Origin of the sequence: Mesosutterella porci (assembly GCF_022134585.1) — a bacterium.
In the GTDB taxonomy this organism is placed as follows: domain Bacteria; phylum Pseudomonadota; class Gammaproteobacteria; order Burkholderiales; family Burkholderiaceae_F; genus Mesosutterella; species Mesosutterella porci.
Genome location: NZ_JAKNCT010000011.1, coordinates 88,117 through 107,736, shown reverse-complemented (window position 1 = coordinate 107,736; position 19,620 = coordinate 88,117). Strand labels below are relative to the sequence as shown.

Annotated in this window: 17 protein-coding genes and 1 tRNA gene; 6 read left to right on the top strand and 12 right to left on the bottom strand. The window is 60.8% G+C overall.

Translation table 11 applies throughout. The annotated features are described in order from the left end of the window. Nucleotides 1–398 precede the first annotated feature (398 nt). From MAF45_RS09420 to MAF45_RS09405, 4 genes are all read right to left on the bottom strand, one after another. On the bottom strand, nucleotides 399–758 hold the full coding sequence (locus MAF45_RS09420) for a cell division protein ZapA (protein ID WP_237979925.1): 360 nt from the start codon (nucleotides 756–758) through the stop codon (nucleotides 399–401). Nucleotides 759–792: 34 nt separating this feature from the next. Beyond that, the gene (locus MAF45_RS09415; RefSeq protein WP_237979923.1) at nucleotides 793–1,074 is read right to left on the bottom strand and encodes a hypothetical protein; all 282 of its coding nucleotides are present in this window, start codon (nucleotides 1,072–1,074) and stop codon (nucleotides 793–795) included. Nucleotides 1,075–1,146: 72 nt separating this feature from the next. Next, a complete protein-coding gene (gene dapB / locus MAF45_RS09410) occupies nucleotides 1,147–1,944 on the bottom strand; it encodes a 4-hydroxy-tetrahydrodipicolinate reductase (protein ID WP_283207069.1) in 798 nt (265 codons plus the stop codon). After that, nucleotides 1,941–2,468: an outer membrane protein assembly factor BamE gene (locus MAF45_RS09405; protein ID WP_237979921.1), complete on the bottom strand. Its 528-nt coding sequence runs from the start codon at nucleotides 2,466–2,468 to the stop codon at nucleotides 1,941–1,943. Before MAF45_RS09405 ends, dapB begins: the two co-directional genes overlap by 4 nt. Before the next feature lie 92 nt (nucleotides 2,469–2,560). On the opposite strand from MAF45_RS09405, the gene fur reads away from it, so the two are divergent. Further along, the gene (gene fur / locus MAF45_RS09400; protein ID WP_237979919.1) at nucleotides 2,561–3,028 is read left to right on the top strand and encodes a ferric iron uptake transcriptional regulator; all 468 of its coding nucleotides are present in this window, start codon (nucleotides 2,561–2,563) and stop codon (nucleotides 3,026–3,028) included. Between the two features lie 28 nt (nucleotides 3,029–3,056). Here the strand turns inward: fur and MAF45_RS09395 are convergent, their stop codons facing one another. The 5 genes from MAF45_RS09395 to MAF45_RS09375 form a co-directional block, all read right to left on the bottom strand. After that, nucleotides 3,057–4,655: a phosphoethanolamine transferase gene (locus MAF45_RS09395; protein WP_237979907.1), complete on the bottom strand. Its 1,599-nt coding sequence runs from the start codon at nucleotides 4,653–4,655 to the stop codon at nucleotides 3,057–3,059. A 42-nt stretch (nucleotides 4,656–4,697) separates the two neighbouring features. Next, nucleotides 4,698–6,371: a DNA repair protein RecN gene (gene recN / locus MAF45_RS09390; RefSeq protein ID WP_237979905.1), complete on the bottom strand. Its 1,674-nt coding sequence runs from the start codon at nucleotides 6,369–6,371 to the stop codon at nucleotides 4,698–4,700. Nucleotides 6,372–6,402: 31 nt separating this feature from the next. After that, the gene (locus tag MAF45_RS09385) at nucleotides 6,403–7,311 is read right to left on the bottom strand and encodes an NAD(+)/NADH kinase (protein ID WP_237979903.1); all 909 of its coding nucleotides are present in this window, start codon (nucleotides 7,309–7,311) and stop codon (nucleotides 6,403–6,405) included. A gap of 4 nt (nucleotides 7,312–7,315) precedes the next feature. Further along, nucleotides 7,316–8,104, bottom strand: coding sequence for an enoyl-ACP reductase FabI (locus tag MAF45_RS09380; RefSeq protein WP_237979901.1), 789 nt, complete (start codon nucleotides 8,102–8,104; stop codon nucleotides 7,316–7,318). Nucleotides 8,105–8,200: 96 nt separating this feature from the next. Further along, nucleotides 8,201–9,838, bottom strand: a complete 1,638-nt coding sequence (locus MAF45_RS09375) for a transglycosylase SLT domain-containing protein (protein WP_237979899.1) — start codon at nucleotides 9,836–9,838, stop codon at nucleotides 8,201–8,203. A 118-nt stretch (nucleotides 9,839–9,956) separates the two neighbouring features. On the opposite strand from MAF45_RS09375, the gene MAF45_RS09370 reads away from it, so the two are divergent. From MAF45_RS09370 to MAF45_RS09355, 4 genes are all read left to right on the top strand, one after another. Continuing rightward, on the top strand, nucleotides 9,957–10,742 hold the full coding sequence (locus tag MAF45_RS09370) for a class I SAM-dependent methyltransferase (RefSeq protein ID WP_237979888.1): 786 nt from the start codon (nucleotides 9,957–9,959) through the stop codon (nucleotides 10,740–10,742). Between the two features lie 25 nt (nucleotides 10,743–10,767). After that, nucleotides 10,768–11,283: a ribonuclease HI gene (gene rnhA / locus MAF45_RS09365; protein ID WP_237979886.1), complete on the top strand. Its 516-nt coding sequence runs from the start codon at nucleotides 10,768–10,770 to the stop codon at nucleotides 11,281–11,283. Nucleotides 11,284–11,291: 8 nt separating this feature from the next. After that, nucleotides 11,292–12,035 carry a DNA polymerase III subunit epsilon gene (gene dnaQ, locus MAF45_RS09360; RefSeq protein ID WP_237979942.1) on the top strand — a complete coding sequence of 248 codons (744 nt, stop codon included), beginning with the start codon at nucleotides 11,292–11,294 and terminating at the stop codon, nucleotides 12,033–12,035. A 56-nt stretch (nucleotides 12,036–12,091) separates the two neighbouring features. After that, nucleotides 12,092–12,166 (top strand) — tRNA-Val (locus tag MAF45_RS09355). A 245-nt stretch (nucleotides 12,167–12,411) separates the two neighbouring features. Here the strand turns inward: MAF45_RS09355 and MAF45_RS09350 are convergent. The 3 genes from MAF45_RS09350 to MAF45_RS09340 are packed head-to-tail and all read right to left on the bottom strand — an operon-like array spanning nucleotide 12,412 to nucleotide 17,685. After that, nucleotides 12,412–13,227: a glycosyltransferase family 2 protein gene (locus MAF45_RS09350; protein ID WP_237979875.1), complete on the bottom strand. Its 816-nt coding sequence runs from the start codon at nucleotides 13,225–13,227 to the stop codon at nucleotides 12,412–12,414. A gap of 4 nt (nucleotides 13,228–13,231) precedes the next feature. Next, nucleotides 13,232–16,729, bottom strand: coding sequence for a DNA polymerase III subunit alpha (dnaE, locus tag MAF45_RS09345; RefSeq protein WP_237979871.1), 3,498 nt, complete (start codon nucleotides 16,727–16,729; stop codon nucleotides 13,232–13,234). Between the two features lie 14 nt (nucleotides 16,730–16,743). Next, nucleotides 16,744–17,685 (bottom strand): glycosyltransferase family 9 protein, encoded by a 942-nt coding sequence (locus MAF45_RS09340; protein WP_237979869.1) that lies wholly within the window; start codon nucleotides 17,683–17,685, stop codon nucleotides 16,744–16,746. 124 nt (nucleotides 17,686–17,809) lie between these two features. Between MAF45_RS09340 and msbA the strand changes: the two genes are divergently transcribed. After that, the gene (gene msbA / locus MAF45_RS09335) at nucleotides 17,810–19,591 is read left to right on the top strand and encodes a lipid A export permease/ATP-binding protein MsbA (protein ID WP_237979867.1); all 1,782 of its coding nucleotides are present in this window, start codon (nucleotides 17,810–17,812) and stop codon (nucleotides 19,589–19,591) included. Nucleotides 19,592–19,620: the final 29 nt, after the last annotated feature.

Below are 19,620 nucleotides of genomic sequence, written 5' to 3'. Positions count from 1 at the left end.
GTTTTGAGATCGTAAAGGATCGAGCTCCCTGCTTCAGTAACGTCAATACTTTTTGACGAATTTCAATCGAGATCTTTTTGGACATGAAAATCCCCAGAAAGTGTCTCACCTTCTGGGGACAGTTCAGCCCTCCGCCTTTTCACAACTGGGATCCCTGCGGCTGTCCGGGAAGGATAAGTATCCTGAACCGAGGGTTCAGGGCGGTCGCCTCCACGGCGGACGAGGCTCGGACATCGCGTGTCCGAAAGCGCTTTCGGCCAATGAGATCAGCGGCCTAGCACGTAGTGCATTGGTTCTGGAACATTAAATCCTTGGATCCGGCCAGCGCAGGGAAAACTTTCATGGCGGCCCGAGTGGACTGAGCCTTCTTCCGGGGCCGCTCACCTTTCTTTGTCATTCTAATCCCGCGGCAGAGAGGCATCCACAGCCTCCGGCGCGCTTTCCGCCGGGGTCTGCTCGGGCTGGTTGCGGGCAATCGCCGCTTCGCATTCGGCCCGAAGCTGCTCGATTTTGCTGGAAGCCTCTTGCTGCCTGCTTTTGTTGATCCTCGCCTCTTCGTCCTTGTCGAACCCGGTCCATATGAGATCGAGCGCCACCATGACCGCGATCTGGTCATAGCCGAGAACCCTGCCGGATTCCCTGATTTCGCGCATTCTCCGATCGAGCTCCGCGCCGCAGCGCTGAAGTTTTTCAGCATTTTCCGGAGCCACGGCTAGACGGAAGGTCCGGTCCATGATATTCAGAGAAAGATCTGACATAGGCGGTCTGTCCCGCTATCGCTCAGCCCGGGGGTCAGGCCGCCGCGTTCTGCTCCTGAGTCTGGTCGGAGGCATCCTCCTCCACGATCGGCTCGATGTTGGTGTCGCGCGTGAGCTGCTCGATCAGCAGGCCGATCCGGATGCCGGTGTCTTCCAGCTTTCCGCGGGTTTTGGCCAGCTCGTCCTTGGTGCTGGCCAGCTCCGCCTGAGTGTCGGAAAGCTGCTTTTTCAGCTCATCGTTTTCCTGATGGAGGTGATCCGCGCGCTGGACGAGCTGCGTGACGATGGAATCGAGTGCGTCAAGTTGTTCTTGCATTTTTTACTGCCTAATCAAGAGAAGAAACTCTGCGGTCCTTTGCAGGGGCCTGCAGATCAAACTTTAACTGATTTACCGGGGAATTCCGAGCACGTCGGCCATGGAGTACAGGCCTGCGGCCTGATTCACGAGGAAACGCGCCCCGACAAGGGCGCCGTCGGCATAGCCTTCCCGGGTGGTGCTGTGATGGGAGATCTCAACCCTTTCCCCGGTTCCTGCGAATATGACCTTGTGGATTCCCACGACATCGCCTCCGCGGAGGGCGGCAAAGCCTATTGTCCCATTCTTTCGCGGGCCTGTGTGGCCTTCGCGGGAAAGAATGGCCACTTCATCGAAATCCTGGCCTCTGGCCCGCGCGATGCACCGCCCCATTTCAAGCGCGGTTCCGGAGGGTGCGTCGACTTTGTTGCGGTGGTGCATTTCCACAATTTCCACATCCGTGTCCGGCAGTAGCCTGGCGGCCTCGGAGACCAGGCGGAAAACGGCGTTGACGCCGACCGAGGTGTTGGGCGCGAGAATGACGGGAATCGACCGGGAAGCCTCTTCGATCGCTTTTTTCTCTGCGGCGTCAAAGCCCGTTGTTCCGATCAGAACGGGTTTTTTAAGCCGAACGCATTCGGGCAGGATCGCCAGCGTTCCTTCAGGACGCGAGAAATCAATGACAACATCGGCCTTGCGCAACTCCTGCGGGTCGTCGGAGACCGGAACTCCCGTCGCAATGCCGCTGGGGGCGCCTGCGTCTTTGCCGACGCCGGCGCTTCCGACGCGCCCTAAGGCAGCGCTGAGCTCCATGTCCTTTGCGGCCGCGAGGGCCTTGACGAGCATCTGGCCCATCCGGCCGCAGATGCCTGAAACGGCTACCTTAATCATTTGGATTCCTTTACTGGCTCGGAGGGCTGCCCGGCAGTCCCCTTGGTCTTGTCAGCAGGGGCGGAGGTGGTCTCCTGTTTTTTCTGCTTGTTCTTCTCAAGGGCATCCTTGTCGTTGAGAATCAGCAGGTCTGCCGTCGTTTCGTCCGGCATTTGATCTGCAGTCCACCTGGAGACGCGGCCGTCGTTGCCGAAGTACACCGTGAGCTTGCGGATCTCGGTGTCGCCGCTGCGGCGGTTCAGGTAATAAACGTAATCCCAGCGGTCTTTATGGAACACATCCTGGAGCAGCGGCCGGCCCAGGAGAAACTGCACCTGCTCGGGAGACATGCCTTTTTCCAGCTGCCCGATCATCTCCGAGGTGACGAGATTGCCCTGATGGACGTCCGGGCGGTAGGGATGTAGAAAAGTCGGGGTCCACGCGACGGCGGAATCCCAGGCTCTGGACATGGTCTGGCAGCCTGCCAGCAGTGAGCAGGCAGATGCAATAACGGTAGCTGCGAGCAGCTTATGCGGGAGTGCCATATGTATCCGACGAGAAAGATGCCTAAGTGAACTGTTTATAAAACTTCACGTATCATAAGACAAAAGAGAAAACTTCCGCAGAGTCTTTGTCTATGAGTGAAAGCGAAAAGCGGCATGATCAGCTGGCAGAGCTGAAGCAGGCGGGCCTGAAGGCAACCGGCCCGAGAATGAAGATACTTGAGATTTTCCAGCGCGAGTCCCAGAAGGGAAGCCGGCATATGTCGGCCGATGGCGTTTATAAAGAGCTGCTTGCTGAAAATATGGATATCGGCCTTGCCACGGTGTACCGCGTGCTCACCCAGTTTGAGGCCGCGGGGTTGCTGACGAGGCATCATTTTGGGGAAGGTTTTGCGACGTTCGAACTCGATGACGGCTACCACCACGACCATCTGGTCTGCACCCGGTGCGGCGCGGTAGAGGAATTCGTGGACCGCGACATCGAGGAGCGTCAGAAGGAAATAGCCAAACGGTTCGGCTTCCGGCTGGAAAGCCATTCCCTGTCGCTTTACGGCATCTGCTCGGCCTGCCAGAAAAAAGAGCGGGAGAAATCCGGCCGTTGAGGTTGCTCTCCGCTCCGCGGATCAGCCGTTATTTTTTCAGCTCGTAGATGACAGGCGGGTCATCTTTGAGCTTGCTGTAATCGTGGTTGCCGAAAACGCGCACCCGGCTGTCGTCCTTACGTCCCCAGAAGTCTGCCTCGGAGTCTGCGGGGAAAGTGGAGGTGCTGATGCCGAGCCACTGGGCGAGTCCCTGAAGCATTCGGAATCCGCTGCGGGCTGCCGGATTGACCTCGTGGGTCGTGCTGGTGCTTGAGATGGAGAAAAGCGGGACGTCGTAATTCTGTCTCGCGTCGTACCCGTGCTCGAGCTCTTTGCCGGTTTCCGTTCCGGGCTTGGGCTGCATGGACAGGCCGTGATCGGCGAAGTAAAGAAGCGACCAAGTCCTGCCTCGGCTGCCGAGCATTCTGACGATTTTTTCAATCATCTCGTCCATCATCCGATAAGTCGTGAGGTAGCAGGACATGCTGGGATCTCCCACGTCCCATTCGACGGCGCGGCCCGAGAGACGTGTGCAGAAGGTCGGGTGGGAGCCCATCAGGTGGAGCACGAAAAGCCTGGGACCATCTGCGGGTGTGTCGAGTGCCTCGCGCAGCTTGGGCAGCAGCTCGAAGTCGTCCACGTTGGGATCTGCGTAATTGCCCTTGAGCCAGATCGTGTGCTTGGCCCGAACGCCGATCTGGGCGATGGGGTTGTCATAGGCCCCGCCGCGGCCCTGGTTTGAAAGCCACCAGGTGTTGAATCCGGCGCTGTTGGCCAGAGTGAGGACATTGTTGGCGCTGTTGAAGCTGTCCGTTCCGGGCTTGTTCAGCGACAGGAGTCTGGGCAGCGAGATCCCGGTGTTGCCGCCGGGGGCGACGAAGTGGCTGAAAAAAATGCCGGGCGATTTCCTGAGAAAGGGGGTCGTGTCCAGCGGGTAGCCGTACACCGATGCATAGTCTCTTCTCTGGCTTTCGCCAATCACCAGGACGTAGTCCTGGAAGCGGGGCTTTGCGGTGACGTCAGCCCAGCTCGGTTCCGGTGCAGAGGCCTCGTCACGGAGCTCCTGCGCTCCGGACCAGGCCGAAACGGCCAGATCCTTGGCAAAGCCGACGGCCTGGATTGAATCCAGATCCCGGCCGCGCCCGTAAGTCTGGATCCAGACGGCGGCGGCGAGCGCGATGGCGCAGCAGCACACGGGCGCGGCCCTCAGCTGCAGATTCCGGCAGACCCGGATGGCAGCCAGCCCCAGAACCAGCATGCCGGCCGTCCCCAGGAACAGCCAGGGCGGCGTATTGGAGGCAAACTCGGCGGCTTCCGCCGGATTGGTCTGAAGCAGGGCGACAGATATCAGAATATTGGGTCTGCCGTAGAGCATGCCCGCGGGAAAATACAGAGCGGCGGCCGCAACGGCCGGGATGGCGATCAGCCGTCTGGTCAGCCAGTGCTGGGAGAGAATCAGCAGGGCCAGCACCGGGACAAGGAAGTTCACCGGGTCGAGGCTTTTCCACGGCATGTCTCCAGAGTGCGAGTAGCCCATGGCGGCAGGCAGCACGAGGTTGAAGGCGGACGTTAGGATCAGAGCGAAGCCCCAGCGCCATATGTTTCTGCGGGAGAACGGGCCCGGGCTGAGGCGGGAGAAAATCAGCATAACCAGCGGCAGCTAGACAAAAAATTCCTGAAAAACCGCATTCTAATCGGAAGCCTCTTTTGAAGGGGCGGAGTTTTTCAGCATCTCACGGGCATGAACGATCGTGGCCTGGGTCATTCGAATGCCTCCCAGCATTCGTGCGATTTCCGTGACTCTTTCTTCCTTGCCGAGGGCTTTCACGGAACTCGTTGTCACTCCGCCCGCAGTCTGCTTTTCAACATGCAGGTGCCTGCCGGCGCAACAGGCGACCTGGGGTTGGTGCGTGACGCAGATCACCTGCCTGTCCCTGCCCAGCGTCTGCAGGAAGCGTCCCACCACTTCGGCTACGGCTCCGCCGATGCCGGCGTCCACCTCGTCGAAGATAAGAGTTCCAACGGGCGTGGCCTTGGCTGTAATGACGGCAATGGCGAGGCTGATCCTCGAGAGTTCGCCGCCGGAGGCGACCTTGGTAAGCTCGCGGGGCGCGACGCCCGCGTGGCCCGCGACCAGGAAGTCGCAGCGCTCCAGTCCGAACGGGCCGGACTCGGTTTCGCTCAGCTTCACTTCGAGCCGTCCGCCCTCCATCGACAGGACCTGCATGGCTTTGGTCACCTCCCGGGACAGGGAGGCCGCGGCTTTTTTGCGGTTTCGCGACAGGCCTGCGGCGGCCTGCATATAACGCCCGCGCGCTTCTTTTTCAGCCTCGGAGAGCCCCTCGGTGTCAATACCCTGCTCCAGCGCAGCAAGCTTTTCCTTCACCTGACTGCGAAGCTGCGCCAGGTCCTCGGGCCTCGCGTGGAATTTGCGGGCCGTGTCATAAAAGGCCGAAAGCCGGCGGTCGAGCTCGGCGAAACGCTCTTCGTCGAGGTCGCTGGAGTCGAGGTACTGCCTGAGGGAGCTCGCGGCGTCATCCACTATGCTGGAGGCGTCGGAGAGCTGCTGCACAAGGTTCTCGAGCTTCGGGTCGTAGCGCGCCAGAGACTCGAGCCTGCTGCTGGCCTGGCCGATGCAGGAGGCGGCTGACGCGTTATCGTCGTCGGACAGCGCCTCCAGCGCCTTCCCTATTCCCTCGACGATGGAGGATGCGTTGGCCAGCCTGGTGTGCTCTTCAGAGATCCGCTCCCACTCGCCCGGCTCCGGGGCTAGCGCCTCGAGGTCTTCGCTCATCCAGGACAGGCGGTTCATTTCCTCCTGCAGCGACGCGAGCCTGGAGGCGGCAGACTCCAGGCTGCGGCGGGTTTCCTGCCAGGTTTCGTAGAGCTCCCGGACGGCGTTTCGCTTGTCCAGAATTTCGCCATGGGCGTCCAGCAGCCGCAGCTGTTCCTGGGGCTTGAGCAGCGACTGGTTGGAGTGCTGGCCGTGAATGTCAACGAGTCTTTCGCCCAGGGCGCGCATCTGCGCCGCCGTGGCCGGTGAACCGTTGATCCAGGCCCGGGAGCGCCCTGACGAGTCCAGAGTGCGGCGCAGCAGCAGTTCCTTGTCCGAATCAAAACCGTTCTGGGCGAGCCAGCGCTCCAGCCTTTTGCTGGAGGAGAAGATGGCGCTGATCTCAGTCTTCGGCGCACCTTCCCGAATGACGACCGTGTCGGCGCGGGCTCCGAGAAGCAGCTGCAGGGCGTCGATCAGAATGGACTTGCCGGCACCGGTTTCGCCGGTGAGCGCCGTGAATCCCGGGCCGAGCTCGAGGCTGAGGTGAGGAACAATGACGAACTCGGAAAGCGATAGGCACTGCAGCATCGTCAGTTCTCCAGAAAGCGCCGCTCCGCGCTCACTCTCCCGAGGTTTCCTGCTGGCTGAAGCCGGGATTGGTCGGCATCAGGTTCCATTTCAGCTTGCGCCTCAGAAGGTCAAAGTGGTTGTATCCGGCGGGATGCAGCAGCGAAAAGTGATTTTTCCCGACATGGATGTGAAGCACATCGCCCTCGTCCATGGGCCAGAATTCCTGCATGTCGAAATACGCCTGGCCGTCCTTTACTTCCGTCAGCTCGATGTCGACGACCGAGGAGAGCGGCAGGACAATGGGCCGGTTGGTCAGCGTGTGCGGGGCAACCGGGACGAGCTCGGCGCCCAGCAGCGACGGGTGCAGTATCGGGCCTCCGGCTGCGAGCGCGTAGGCCGTAGAGCCGGTGGTCGTGGCGTAGATGATGCCGTCGGCTCTCTGCGTGGACATGCGCTGCCCGTCGACATAGATCGTGAACTCCACCATTCCGCCGATCCGCCCGTGCGTGATGCCGGCGTCATTGATGGCGTTGGACTCGTAGACCTTTTTTCCCTTGTGCAGCACCGAACCCTCGATGACGGGGCGGTCGTCGCGGACGAACCGCCCCTCCATCATCTGAGGGATGATCTGCTCAACCTCTTCGAGGACGATGTCGGTGATGAACCCGAGCCGGCCGGCGTTGATGCCGATGATGGGCCTGCCGTAAGGGGCAAGCAGCCGGCCCACTCCCAGGGTTGTGCCGTCGCCGCCGAGCACGATGGCGACGTCTGCCTTCTCGCCGAGCTCCTGCGGGCTGTGCGGTTTCCAGCGGTTGCCTTCCCCCATGGTTTTGAATGCAGCTTCATCGAGCAGGGGCTCGACTCCCGAGCGGCAGACCACATCGAGTAGCCTCGCAAGAAGCGACCGCGGCAGCCCGGACTGCTTGACGAAGATGGCCGCTTTCTTAAAGACGGGCATTGCGTTACTGTCCCGCATCGACTCCGGCGGCAATGTGGTAGCCGGCGTCCACGTAGACGATGTCGCCGGTGATGCCGCTTGCCAGATCCGACAGCAGGAAGGCGGCCGCGTTGCCGACTTCATCGGTTGTCACGTTCTTCTTGAGCGGAGAGGCCTGCTCCGTCTGGTGCAGCATTTTCCCGAAATCCTTGATCCCGGCGGCGGCCAGCGTCTTGATCGGGCCGGAGGAAATGGCGTTAGCCCTGATTCCGTCCGCTCCGAGGGACAGCGCGAGATAGCGTGTGGAGGCCTCGAGGGCGGCCTTGGCGAGGCCCATCGTGTTGTAATTCGGAACAGCGCGCTCGCTGCCCAGATACGTAAGCGTCAGAACAGAGGCCTGTCTGCCCTTCATGAGCGGCAGAAAGGCCTTGGCCAGGGCCGGGAAAGAATAGGCGGAGATGTCCATGGCCGTGGCGAAGGCGGAGCGGGAAAGCCCCTCAAGGAAGTCCCCGGAAATCGCCTCGCGGGGCGCATATCCGATGGAGTGGACGAAACCGTCGAGTCCGCCCCAGCGCTCCTTGAGCAGACTGACGGCGGCGGCAATCTGGTCATCCTGAGTGACATCGAGCGGGAAAATCACGTCGCTGCCGAATTCTTCGGCGAATTTCCCGATTCTTTCCCTGGCGTGCTCGCCGGCGTAGGAAAAAGCGAGTTCAGCGCCTTCCCTGCGGCAGGCTTTCGCTATGCCGTAGGCAATGGAGCGGTTGGAAAGCACGCCTGTGATCAGAAACTTTTTTCCGTTTAGGAATCCCATAATGCTCACTCAGAAAAATACAAGAAACTCCCCGGAATGCGAACCGGGGGATCGATGCCGACATTGTAGCAACTGAACGGAAGCCCTCAGTCCCGCTCAGCCCTGACGCCGTGCGGCCTTTTTATTTTTTTTCTTGTTCTGTGCAGGGCGCTTGGCGGCCGGCGCTGAGCTCTTGCGCTTCGCATTCCCGGCGGCGCTCTTTTTAGGCGTGGAGGCTTTTTTCGAGACCTTGCCCGAGGCGGCGGAGCGTCTGGCCGATTTTTTCGGGGGATTGGCGTTCAGGCGGTACCGGCGCGATTCCCTGTAGGCTGCATTTTCCGCGGAGATGCGCTCGATGTCAGGCGAGCGGTTAATGACCGGCACTGTCAGCGTAAGGCTCTGGCCCTTGTGAATCTTCGCCTGGCGCAGGCGGTTGGTCACAATGATCGAGCGCTTGGTGATGTGCATGCGGTCGGCGATGTCATCGAGCGTGTCGCCCTTGCGGACGCGGTAGCGTATCTGACGGTAGCGGACCTTCGGCACCGAGGGCACGGGCTCGAGGCGGAAGAAGGCGCCTCCGGCCTCAATTTCATCTCGGGGTTCTCCGGAGTCTGCCCTCACAAGGAGCAGTGAGTTTTGGGCGACCCGCCGGTTGCTCGGAATGCGGTTGACCTCGCGGATCTCCTCGATGGTCATGCCGTTGTTTTCCGCGATGTTGAGGAGGCTCTCGCCGGGCTGCATCCGATGAGTCTTCCAGGAAGAGACCCGGCGGCCGTTGGAGCGCCAGCGAGCGAGGTTTTCCATGAACTTGTCGAGATTGTCCGCGGGAATCAGCATGGCGTTTTCATGGGCGCCCACGATGACGGGGCGGTTGAACCCCGGATTGAGCATCGTGAAGTCCTCGAGCTTCATGTCCGCGAGTCTTGCGGCGGTTTTGATGTCGATGTCCTTGTCCCTGAAAACCTGGACGAAATAAGGCTCGCTGCCTATGTCCGGGAGAGTGATGCCGTAGCGGTCGGGGTTCTGCACGATGCGTTTGACGGCCTCGAGCCTGGGCACGTAGTTGGCCGTCTCGGCAGGCATCCTCAGGTGCTGGTAGTCGGTTGGAAGCCCTGCGGCGGCGTTTCGGTCGATCGCCTTCTGGACATTTCCTTCCCCCCAGTTGTACGCGGCGAGCGCGAGGTGCCAGTCATGGAACTGGTCGTAGAGCTTCTGAAAATAATCAAGAGCTGCCCGCGTGCTTTCAATGACATCTCTGCGCTCATCTTTCCAGAGGTTTTGCTCCAGCGAATAGGTGGTTCCGGTGCTGGGGATGAACTGCCAAAGCCCCGAGGCTTTGGCCGGAGAGACGGCTGTCGGCATGAAGGAGCTTTCCACGAAGGGCAGCAGCGCCAGCTCCATGGGCATGCCCCGGGATTCGACCTGGCCGACGATGTGATAAAGATACAGACCGGCCCTTTCCGCCGAGCGCGTGAAGCTCTGAGGGTGCCTCGTGAGCGACCCGAGCTGGCTGTCGACCTTGGGGCTGTCCAGCGTCGGCATCTTGAAGCCGCGCCTGATCCGTCCCCAGACCTCAGGTCCGGCGGCTTCCTCCGACTGCGCCAGCGGGCCGCGGAGAGCGTCCGCGCCGGGAGCCGGGGTTGCCTGGGCTTTAGGCTCCACGGAAGGCGAACCGTCGGTCTGGACGCTCTGAGCCTGTCCGGTGGAGGCAAGCAGCAGGCCTGCCAGCACAGTGAATGCGGTGCGAAGAAACATCGAAAGAAAAGCGAGAACAGTTTGCAGTGGTTAGATGGTACTCTATGTGCTGTCCCAAGCGATAGAAGCAAATGTGCGATTTGGTAAACGGTTCTTTTTCTGTGACGGTGCGGCGGCAGTGGGCAAAAGAAATTTAAAAATATGCGATTTTCTGCATACTCCGGCCGGCCGGCTGGCCTTCGAATGGGAGGAGGCCTGCGTCGCCAGGGTGGTGGAGGACAGCTTCGGATACAGGGCTCTGCAGGTGGGGATTCCTCAGATTGATTTTCTTGCGGCGAACCGGATCGCCTCCCATGTCTGCACCGTGTCGGGAGAAAAAATTCCCGCCTACCCCGGGCTGCAGCAGAGAGGTTTCGTTTATGCGAGGCCCTTCGAGCTGCCTTTCGCCTCCGAAAGCATGGATCTCATTGTCCTGCCGCATGCTCTGGAGCTGTCGGGTAGCGTCGAGCGGGCCCGCCGGACCCTGAAGGAAGCCGCCCGGGTGCTGGTTCCGCAGGGGAGGCTTGTCATAACGGCTTTCAATCCGCTGAGCCTCTGGGGCCTGAGGCAGCGCCTGAGCGGCATCGGGCTGGGAGGCCCCTACCTTCCGAGCGGCTCCTCGCTCGTCACTCTCGCGCGACTCCGGGACTGGTTCGGGCTACTGGGGCTCGATATAGACCGCGGTGCCTTCGGCTGCTACGAGCCACCCTGCCGGAGCGCCTCGGCCATGCACAGCTGGCGCTGGATGGACAAGGCGGGAGACCGCTGGTGGCCTTCGCTCGGAGGCGTCATGATGCTTTCGGCGGTGAAGGTGCTCGAGGGCATGCGCCTCATCGGGCGGGTGTCTTTCAGCGATCGGAAAATAACTGTCGCCGGACGGCGGTTTGCGGCTCAGGCCGGAGCCCGTCGGGAAGCCGGCCGATAAGCGGCTGCAGGGGGTGCGTCAGAATATGCCAGGGATCGGAACCGGTGAATTGGAAATCTGGAGCGACGGGGCCTGCAAGGGCAACCCGGGGCCGGGCGGATGGGGGGCGAGACTGATCTACGGCCGCCACATGCTCGATCTTTACGGAGGAGAGCCCGTCACGACAAACAACCGCATGGAACTCGCGGCGGTGATCGCGGCCCTCTCCAGCCTGAAGCGTCCTTGCCCCATAGTGATTCACACGGACAGCCAGTATGTAAAAAACGGGATCAGCGAATGGCTCCCCGCCTGGAAGGCCCGGGGATGGAAAACCGCAGGGCGCAAGCCCGTCAAAAACGAGGCTTACTGGAAGAAGCTCGATGCTCTTGTGCAGCGGTTTGACATCCGCTGGCAGTGGGTCAAGGGGCATGCCGGGGTCGAGAACAACGAGGCGGCCGACCGGCTGGCCAACTGGGGAGTGGAGGCCGCTCAAGGCCGAAGGCCCCGCTGTGACAAGGTGTCCGCCGAGCTCGCCTCCCTGCTGAAGTCTCTTGGAGAATGAAAATGGCCATGAGGCAGATCTGCCTTGATACGGAAACAACAGGGCTTAACGCCGACAAAGGCGATCGACTGGTAGAGATCGGCTGCGTGCAGCTCGACGGGAGAAAATTCACCCTCGATTCGAAGTTTCTCTACCACGTGCTGATCAACCCCGAGCGGGAAGTTCCCGAGGAGGTGGTCAAAGTGCACGGACTGACGACCGAGAGGCTCGCCAAGGAGCCTCGCTTCGCAGAAATCGCGCCTGATTTTCTCAAGTTTGTCGAAGGCTCTGAGCTCATCATTCATAATGCGGAGTTTGACGTCGGGTTCATCGACATGGAGCTGCGGCGCGCCGGGCTGCCTCCGCTTGAAAAAAGCTGCAGGATAACCGACAGCCTTGCCATCGCGAGAAAAAAGTTCCCCGGTCAGAGAAACACGCTGGATGCACTTTGCTCCCGGTTTGGAATAGACAGCACCGCAAGAACACTGCACGGAGCGCTGCTCGATGCGCAGCTGCTGGCCGAGGTCTATATCGCGCTCACCCGCGGTCAGGACAGCTTCAGGATCGACCAGGGAGCGATGGAAGGCGGGAAGGAAAGCCTGCCGCCGCTGCCGGACGCCTCGCTACTGAAAGTGATCAAAGCCTCAAAGGAAGAGCTGGCTGCCCATGAGGAGCAGCTTGACAAAATTGACAAAGCCTGCAAGGGAGTGTGCCTCTGGAGGCTTGATCCTGACGCGGCGCCGGACGGAGAGCCTGCCGGAAAAGCCGGTTAAGTTCAAAAATTTGACATATGCTAAAAAAACACATAAAATTGAAAATCTGTTCAGTTGCGCAGTTAGCTCAGAGGTAGAGCATCGCCTTCACACGGCGGGGGTCACAGGTTCAATCCCTGTACTGCGCACCATAACGATTTCCCGGGCTGTCCTGAGACGTCCGGGTTTTCTTTTATCTTCAGGCTTTTGCCGCACACCTCCTGCGGTTCCCGCCAGCCCGGCCTTTCCTGCCTTTCCTGCCTTTGCCCCGCAGATGTCCGCACACCGGGGTCGAAGCCCTGCTCCCGATGCAGGGCATTTCAGAGAAATGGACGGGGCTGAGGGCAGGGGCGCGCCGCCCTGGAGCTACTTCCCCTGTCTCCCTTTCATCGCTCTTTCAGCTTCTGTTGTTTCGGGAGGCCTTCAGGTTCCTGGACATCTCGATCAGCATGGCGTGCTTGACGAAAGCGTAAATGCACCCGCCTGCGGTGTAGATGAAGCCAGGAAACCCGTCCAGAAAGCCAAGCTTGAAAAAATAGGATTTGATGAAGCGGAAAGCGGGGCTCACACACAGACGCAGAATCCCCGAGGGGGCTTTCTGGGTCATCAGGTAGTCTGCCCGCAGATGGGCGAATTTCATCTGCTTGATCAGGAATTCCTCAATGCTCTTGGACGGATAGTGAAGCAGGTCTCCGTCGAGGACTACGGGCTCTTCCTTGGAAACGAGCTTTTCTTCGATGGGATCGTCGGTCCAGTGTGCATAGCGGCGGTTGAAGAAGCGGGTCTGGCGGTCCGGATAGCCGTTGCCGTGATGCAGAAACCTTCCGAGGAACCAGTTGCGGCGCGAGCATGCGTAGACGTGCGGACCGCCGTCGTCGCCCTCGGTGCGGCCGGCCAGGGCTTTTCTGATGGATTCGGACAGCTTCGGGGTGAGCCTTTCATCCGCATCGATGCAGAACACCCAGTCGTGGGCGGCCTGCGTCACCGCAAAGCGTCGCTGAGGCCCGTAGCCCATCCACCCTTGATTGATCACGTATGCGCCAAAGGATTTTGCAATTTCGATGGTGCGGTCCGTGCTTCCGGAGTCGACGACGAGGATGTCGTCCACCCACTGGCAGCTCTTCAGGCAGTCCTCGAGCTTATCCTCCACGTTTTTCGTGAGGATGACAATGCTGAGTGGGAAAAGCTCCCGCTGCGTCGAATTCGAATCCATAAGCTCACTGCTCGTTCAAATAACTGAAAAAGACTTTTTCAACGCCGTGCACGTGGGCGATCCTGTCGAGGATCGACTGCTCGGCCGACACCAGCTGAGGCCTGGAGACGGCCATCTGGCCGACGCTGCCGCCCGCGCTGATTTCAAACAGGACGGGGCAGCCGGAAGACTTCTGCTCCGATTCTTTCAAAAGGCTCTCGAGTCCGTCAAGGTCGGCCCCCTCGGTGAGTGAGACCGACAGAGAGGCCAGGTGCTCGGCTCTGAAACGGGGCATGTCCGTGGCTGAGTCCACAACGAAGGAGACGGCTTCGTTTTTTTCGTCCCAGCGCGAGAAGCCGCTCACGATCGCGATTTCATCGGTCCTGAAGGCATCCCGGAACTGATCCCAGACTTTTGAAAAGCAGAGCGCCTCAATGGATCCGGTGCCGTCGTCAAGAGTGACGGCACCCATCTTGCCGCTTTTCCCCATAATCTGGCGGATGTTCGTGACGACGCCTGCGATTTTCACGGTCGCCCTTCTGCGGTACGCATCCTTGCCCTTGGGGGCGGAGCCTTTGCCACCGGCATTGACTTTCTGGATCGTCGTCGGGAAGAAGCGGCGGATTTCGCTGCGGCATTCATCGAAAAGGTGGCCTGTGAGGCAAAAACCGATGAACTCCTTTTCATTGAGCAGTTCCTCGTGCTTGCTCCAAGGCTCGGCGGGAACCCAGTTGACGATCGCCTCTGCACCGCTTGCATCGCCGAAAAGGCTGCCCTGTCCGGAGAATTCGACCATGTCCGCGGCCGCCTTCATTGCCTGGGTCAGGTTGCCGAACAGTTTCGCTCGGTCCCTGTCGACGGAGTCGAACGCACCGGCCTTGATGAGCGCCTCGAGGGCCCGCCGGGACATGCCCGCGCTGTCGCGCGCCTTCAGGCGCGAGCAGAAGCTGAAGAGGTCCTTGAAGGGGCCGTTTTCCTCCCGCTCCTTCATCATCGAGTTGATGAAGGCTTCGCCGACGCCCTTTATGCCGCCCAGTCCGTAGCGGACGGTCTTTTCATCGGGCACGGTGAAGAACCAGTCGCTCTTGTTGATGTCGGGGGGAAGCACCCTGATGCCCCAGAGCTTCAAATCCTCGATGAAGGAGTGGATTTTGGCCGACTCCGTGAGGATCAGGCACATGTTGGCCGCCATGAAGGCGGCGGTGTGGTGCGCCTTCAGGTACGCCGTCTGGTAGGCAACGTAGCTGTAGGCGACGGCGTGCGACTTGTTGAAGCCGTAGCCAGCGAACTTCGCCATTAAGTCGAAGATTTCGTTTGCGACCTTTTCGCTGACGTTGTTCTTGGCCGCGCCTGCCACGAAGATGGCCCGGTGCCGGACCATCTCCTGCTTGAGCTTCTTGCCCATCGCCCGCCGGAGAAGGTCGGCTCCGCCCAGGGTATAGCCGCCGATCACCTGCGCGACCTGCATCACCTGCTCCTGGTAGACCATGATGCCGTAGGTTTCCTGCAGCACGGAGCTCATGCGGTCGTCGAGGTAGGTGACCGGCTCGCGGCCTGACTTGCGAGCGAGGTAGGTCGGAATCATCTCCATCGGACCGGGACGATAGAGCGCGTTCAAGGCGACGAGGTCCTCAATGCGGTCCGGATGCGCCTGACGCAGCAGCTGCCTCATGCCCGGCGATTCAAACTGGAAGACGGCGGTGGTGTTGCCCTCCTGGAACAGCCTGAGGGTATCGGGGTCGTCGGTCGGAATCCTGCGCAGGTCGAACCGGGTCTCAGGGTGCAGCTTGTTGATGTACTCGACGCATTTGTTGATGATCGTGAGCGTCGTGAGGCCGAGAAAGTCGAATTTCACAAGTCCGACGTTTTCGACGTCGTGCTTGTCAAACTGGCTGATGGTGTTCTCCGGCGCGCCGTCCTGGTTGTACAGCGGGCAGAAGTTCGTGAGCGGCCCCGGGGCGATCAGCACCCCGCCGGCATGCATGCCCAGATTCCGGGTGATGCCCTCCAACGGCATTGCGAGCTTCATGAGCTCCTGGTACTGCTCATCGCCTGCGATGGCAGCGGCAAAATCCGGCTCCATCTGTTTGGCGCTTTCGAGCGTGACGTCCTGTCCGGGAGGCGCAGGGATGAGCTTGGCCAGGTCGTCGACCTTGCCGTAGGGCATTCCGAGCACGCGTCCGACGTCGCGCACGATCGCCTTCGCCTTCATCGCGCCGAAGGTCGCGATCTGGCTCACGGCGCTTGCCCCGTACTTCTCCTTCACGTGCTGAATGGTCTTGTCGCGGTTCCACTGGCAGAAATCGACGTCGAAGTCCGGCATTGAGACGCGCTCCGGATTCAGGAACCGCTCGAAGAGCAGGTTATAGTGCAGCGGGTCGATATCCGTGATGCGCAGCGAATAGGCCACGAGCGAGCCGGCGCCGGAGCCGCGGCCCGGGCCGACCGGCACGCCGTGATTCTTGGACCAGTTGATGAATTCCTGCACGATGAGGAAGTATCCCGGGAACTTCATTTTCTTGATGATCCCGAGTTCGTATTCCAGCCGTTGCAGATAGCGCGGAGATTCTTTCTTGAGGGTCTGCTCGTCCGGATACAGGAATTCGAGCCTTTCCCTGAGGCCCTCGTGGGCGAGCTTGTCGATGTAGTCGTCCAGAGTCATCCCCTCCGGGGTTTCGAAGAGGGGCAGCTGGGGCTTGCTCAGGATGCCGTCGACGTTGCAACGCTTGGCGATTTCAACGGTGTTGGCCACGGCGCTTGGAATGTCGCGGAAGAGCTCAATCATCTCCTGCGGAGACTTCAGGTACTGATCTTCTGTGAAGAGCCTGGGCCTGCGGGGATCGGCAAGCGTGTAGCCTTCGGCGATGCAGACGCGCACCTCGTGGGCTATAAAGTCCTTCGCTTCCATGAACTGCACGGGATGAGTCGCCACTACGGGCAGCCCCTCTTGCGCTGCCAGGGCGCAGAGAAAGCGCACTCCCGCCTCGTCTCCCGGGCGTCCTGCCCTCTGCAGGTCAAGGTAGAAGCGGTCCGGGAAGTAGCCGGCGAGCCGAAGAGCCGCCTCTCTTGCGCGCTCGGGCTTGCCGCGGGAAAAAAAACTCTGGACTTCTCCATCCGGTCCCCCTGACAGGGCGATGAGGCCTTTGCTGCCGTCGCCCTGAAGCCATTCGCCGCGCACCTCGCCCCTTCCCTTGACGACCTGGTTTTCAAGCCAGGCGCGGGTCAGCAGCACGCAAAGCGAGTGGTACCCGTCGTGGTTCATGCAGTAGACCGTGAGTCGGAAGGGATGCTGCCGGTCCTCGTCGTTGGTGATCCACAGGTCGCTGCCCAGAATGGGCTTGATTCCCGCTTTATGGCATTGTTCGTAAAAGCGGACGCTGCCGAACATGTTCATCAGGTCGGTCAGTCCGAAGGCGCCGATGCCCCACTCCTTCATTTTGTTCACGGCGGGGCTGAGCCGGACGATGCCGTCGGTAATGGAGTACTCCGAGTGAAACCGAAGGTGGACGAACGCAGGCTGCATGTTTTTAAGCTCTCTCAGATGTCGAGCAGTTCCTTGATTTTTTCGAAAACTTCCTCTTTTTCGGGCCAGGCTCCGTTGGTTCCGAGCACAGTGGCCCGCGGGTTCCACGGGCCGGTGCGGTCCCGGTCGGTTACTCCGATCAGCGTGACCTGCCTGGCGCCGACGCCGGCGGCCACGTGGCTGATCCCGGAGTCATTGGCCACGACGAGAGCGGAGCGCTCGCACAGCGCCGCGTAGTTGCCCAGGGTCGTGGGCGGCAGGATGGTCGCCGAGGGGCAGGCCCGCCGCGCGTCCTCTTTCTCGCTCGGGGAGGGCAGGATGAGAGGCGTGTAGCCCAGTGCGCGGAGAAATTCTGCAAGCTCGTTGAAGTGCGGCCAGCATTTGTTCTTTCCCTTGTGCTTGCCGCGCGCCGTCGGAGCGAGCAGGATGTAGGGCTGCTTGACGGCGTGGTCCCTGAGAATGTTGCGCGCCGCCGCACGGTGCCGGGCGAGCAGCTTCAGCCCGAGCTCGGGTTCGGGCGCGCTCCTTGCCGGGGAGCCGCCCCAGGCTTCGATGGCCTCGCGCGCCACGGTGAAGAAGCGCTCGACTTCGTGCATCCGCCCGGGCTCTGGCACAGGCCGGTCAAGAAAGAGCCTCCGGCCGTCGGTGGGAAAGCCCGCCGACCTGACTCCGCCGATCCAAAAGAGCAGGGCCGAGCCGAGGGAATTAGGAAAGAGCAGCCCGCAGGGATGACCGCCTAAATCGCGGGCGAGCTCTCTGATCCTTGAAAAATCTTCCGTCACATGGCCTTCGATGGGATCGAAGCGCCAGCCCATGCCCAGCATCAGGTCCTCGGCGAAGCGTTTGCCGGTCAGGCAGGGAGTAAAGCCGCTGTCGGCCAGCAGCCGGAGGGCCGGGAGTGTCATGACGCAGTCGCCCACGTGGTTAGGCAGGCGGCAGAGGACGGTCTTGGGCATTTTCATTGCGAGCGGGAATGATGCGGAAAACGCAGTTTAGGGGATGCAGAAAGTCAGGTAAGGATATGATAGCGGCTGCGCCCGTTTACAAAAAGCGTCCACCCACACTCCCGCCTGAAAAAGCATGGCAAAAAAAATACTCCCGAAGAGAAGCATCCGCGATCCCAACATCCTGAGGCTCCTCAAAATGATGCTTCCTTACCGAAAGTGGATCTACGCCGCCGCGGCCGCTCTCGCCGTGACGGCCGGGACATCTTCGATTATTGCCATGCTTCTCGGAAAGCTCACGGACATGGGGTTCTACGACCACAATCCGAACGTCATCTACTGGGCGCCCGCTGCTCTTCTGGGAATAGCCCTGCTGCATGGGAGTTCCACCTTCCTGAGCGGCTACTGCCTGCAGGCCGTGTCCCAGTCGGTCATGATCGATTTGCGGGAAATGATGATCGGCAACGTGCTCTACTGGCCGGAGAGCGTTTTCCAGAAATATTCCACCGGGAAAATCATTTCGAAGTTCCTCTATGAAGCCTCCAACGCGCTTTCGGGTGCCTCGGGGCTGCTCACCCTGATCATCCGCGATGTGCTGCAGATTGCAGCCCTGATGTGCCTGCTGATCTATCAGGACTGGAAGCTCACGGCGGTCACGCTTGTGATGGCCCCGCTCATCGCCGTCATTCTCCGCTGGGTCAGCCGCCGCATGCGCCAGTACACCAAGATGATGCAGGGCACAATCGGGGAAATGTCAGCCTCGCTCTTCCAGCTTTTTGACGCGCACAAGGTCGTCAAGATCTACGGCGCCCAGGAATTCGAGAAAAGGAAGTTTTCCGCCGTAAGCGAGAAATTCAAGCGCCTCAACCTGATGCAACAGAAGGTGGCGGGCGCGGGCACCCCGCTCATACAGCTCGTGACGATGGGGGCTGTTGCGGTGGTTCTGGTGGTCGCGCTGCTGCAGGCGCAGGCCGGAAGGCTCACGATGGGGCAGTTCACGACCTATCTGGCGGCCCTGCTTCTGCTGATGCCTGCGATCCGGCATCTCTCGGGCCTCAACGGTTCGCTCGCCAAAATGGGCGCGGCGGCCGACTCTATTTTTGACATGCTCTCGGAACCTCTCGAGCGGGAGACCGGCAGCAGGCAGCTGTCTTCCTGCCGGGGCGATATCGAATTCCGGGGCGTCAGTCTGCGTTACGGCCCAGAGGCCAGGGGCGCCCTTGAGGACTTCTCCCTGAAGGTGAAGCCCGGGGAGAAGATTGCCCTTGTGGGGCCCTCCGGGGCGGGAAAATCGACGGTGATCAACCTGATTCCCCGCTTCTGGGAGCCTGACTCGGGTAGCATCCTGATCGACGGCGTGGACGTGAGGGACTACACGTTGCGGTCGCTTCGCAGCCAGATTGCCCTGGTGAGCCAGGAAGTGGTCATCTTCGATGACACGATCGCAGCCAACATCGCCTACGGCAGACCCGATGCGTCGATGGATGAAATCCGGAGGGCGGCTCAGGCGGCCTTTCTCACGGATCTGATCGAGGAGCTTCCCGAAGGGCTTCTCACGAGGGTCGGAGAGGCCGGCTCCAAGCTCTCCGGAGGGCAGAGGCAGAGGATTTCCATAGCGCGTGCACTGCTCAAGAACGCACCCATCCTGCTTCTCGATGAGGCGACAAGCGCGCTCGACACGGACAGTGAGAAATACATCGAGTCCTCGCTTGAGCGGCTGATGGGCGGCCGCACCGTCTTTGTGGTGGCTCACCGGCTCTCGACCATCCGCGACGCGGACCGGATCGTCGTGCTCGACAAGGGCAGGATCTGCGAAACCGGAACCCACGAACAGCTTCTGGCTCTGGGCGGTCTTTATGCTCATTTGTACAATATCCAGTTCAAAGACGGCATCGGCGTGGCCGCAGCCGCAGGCTGAGGGGTTCCTTTCTCAGGCGCCGGCGCCGC

Coding starts and splice junctions, on each gene's coding strand:
- MAF45_RS09420 (WP_237979925.1), bottom strand. CDS start 758: ATGTCAGATCTTTCTCTGAATATCATGGACCGGACCTTCCGTCTAGCC.
- MAF45_RS09415 (WP_237979923.1), bottom strand. CDS start 1,074: ATGCAAGAACAACTTGACGCACTCGATTCCATCGTCACGCAGCTCGTC.
- dapB (WP_283207069.1), bottom strand. CDS start 1,944: ATGATTAAGGTAGCCGTTTCAGGCATCTGCGGCCGGATGGGCCAGATG.
- MAF45_RS09405 (WP_237979921.1), bottom strand. CDS start 2,468: ATGGCACTCCCGCATAAGCTGCTCGCAGCTACCGTTATTGCATCTGCC.
- fur (WP_237979919.1), top strand. CDS start 2,561: ATGAGTGAAAGCGAAAAGCGGCATGATCAGCTGGCAGAGCTGAAGCAG.
- MAF45_RS09395 (WP_237979907.1), bottom strand. CDS start 4,655: ATGCTGATTTTCTCCCGCCTCAGCCCGGGCCCGTTCTCCCGCAGAAAC.
- recN (WP_237979905.1), bottom strand. CDS start 6,371: ATGCTGCAGTGCCTATCGCTTTCCGAGTTCGTCATTGTTCCTCACCTC.
- MAF45_RS09385 (WP_237979903.1), bottom strand. CDS start 7,311: ATGCCCGTCTTTAAGAAAGCGGCCATCTTCGTCAAGCAGTCCGGGCTG.
- MAF45_RS09380 (WP_237979901.1), bottom strand. CDS start 8,104: ATGGGATTCCTAAACGGAAAAAAGTTTCTGATCACAGGCGTGCTTTCC.
- MAF45_RS09375 (WP_237979899.1), bottom strand. CDS start 9,838: ATGTTTCTTCGCACCGCATTCACTGTGCTGGCAGGCCTGCTGCTTGCC.
- rnhA (WP_237979886.1), top strand. CDS start 10,768: ATGCCAGGGATCGGAACCGGTGAATTGGAAATCTGGAGCGACGGGGCC.
- dnaQ (WP_237979942.1), top strand. CDS start 11,292: ATGAGGCAGATCTGCCTTGATACGGAAACAACAGGGCTTAACGCCGAC.
- MAF45_RS09350 (WP_237979875.1), bottom strand. CDS start 13,227: ATGGATTCGAATTCGACGCAGCGGGAGCTTTTCCCACTCAGCATTGTC.
- dnaE (WP_237979871.1), bottom strand. CDS start 16,729: ATGCAGCCTGCGTTCGTCCACCTTCGGTTTCACTCGGAGTACTCCATT.
- MAF45_RS09340 (WP_237979869.1), bottom strand. CDS start 17,685: ATGCCCAAGACCGTCCTCTGCCGCCTGCCTAACCACGTGGGCGACTGC.
- msbA (WP_237979867.1), top strand. CDS start 17,810: ATGGCAAAAAAAATACTCCCGAAGAGAAGCATCCGCGATCCCAACATC.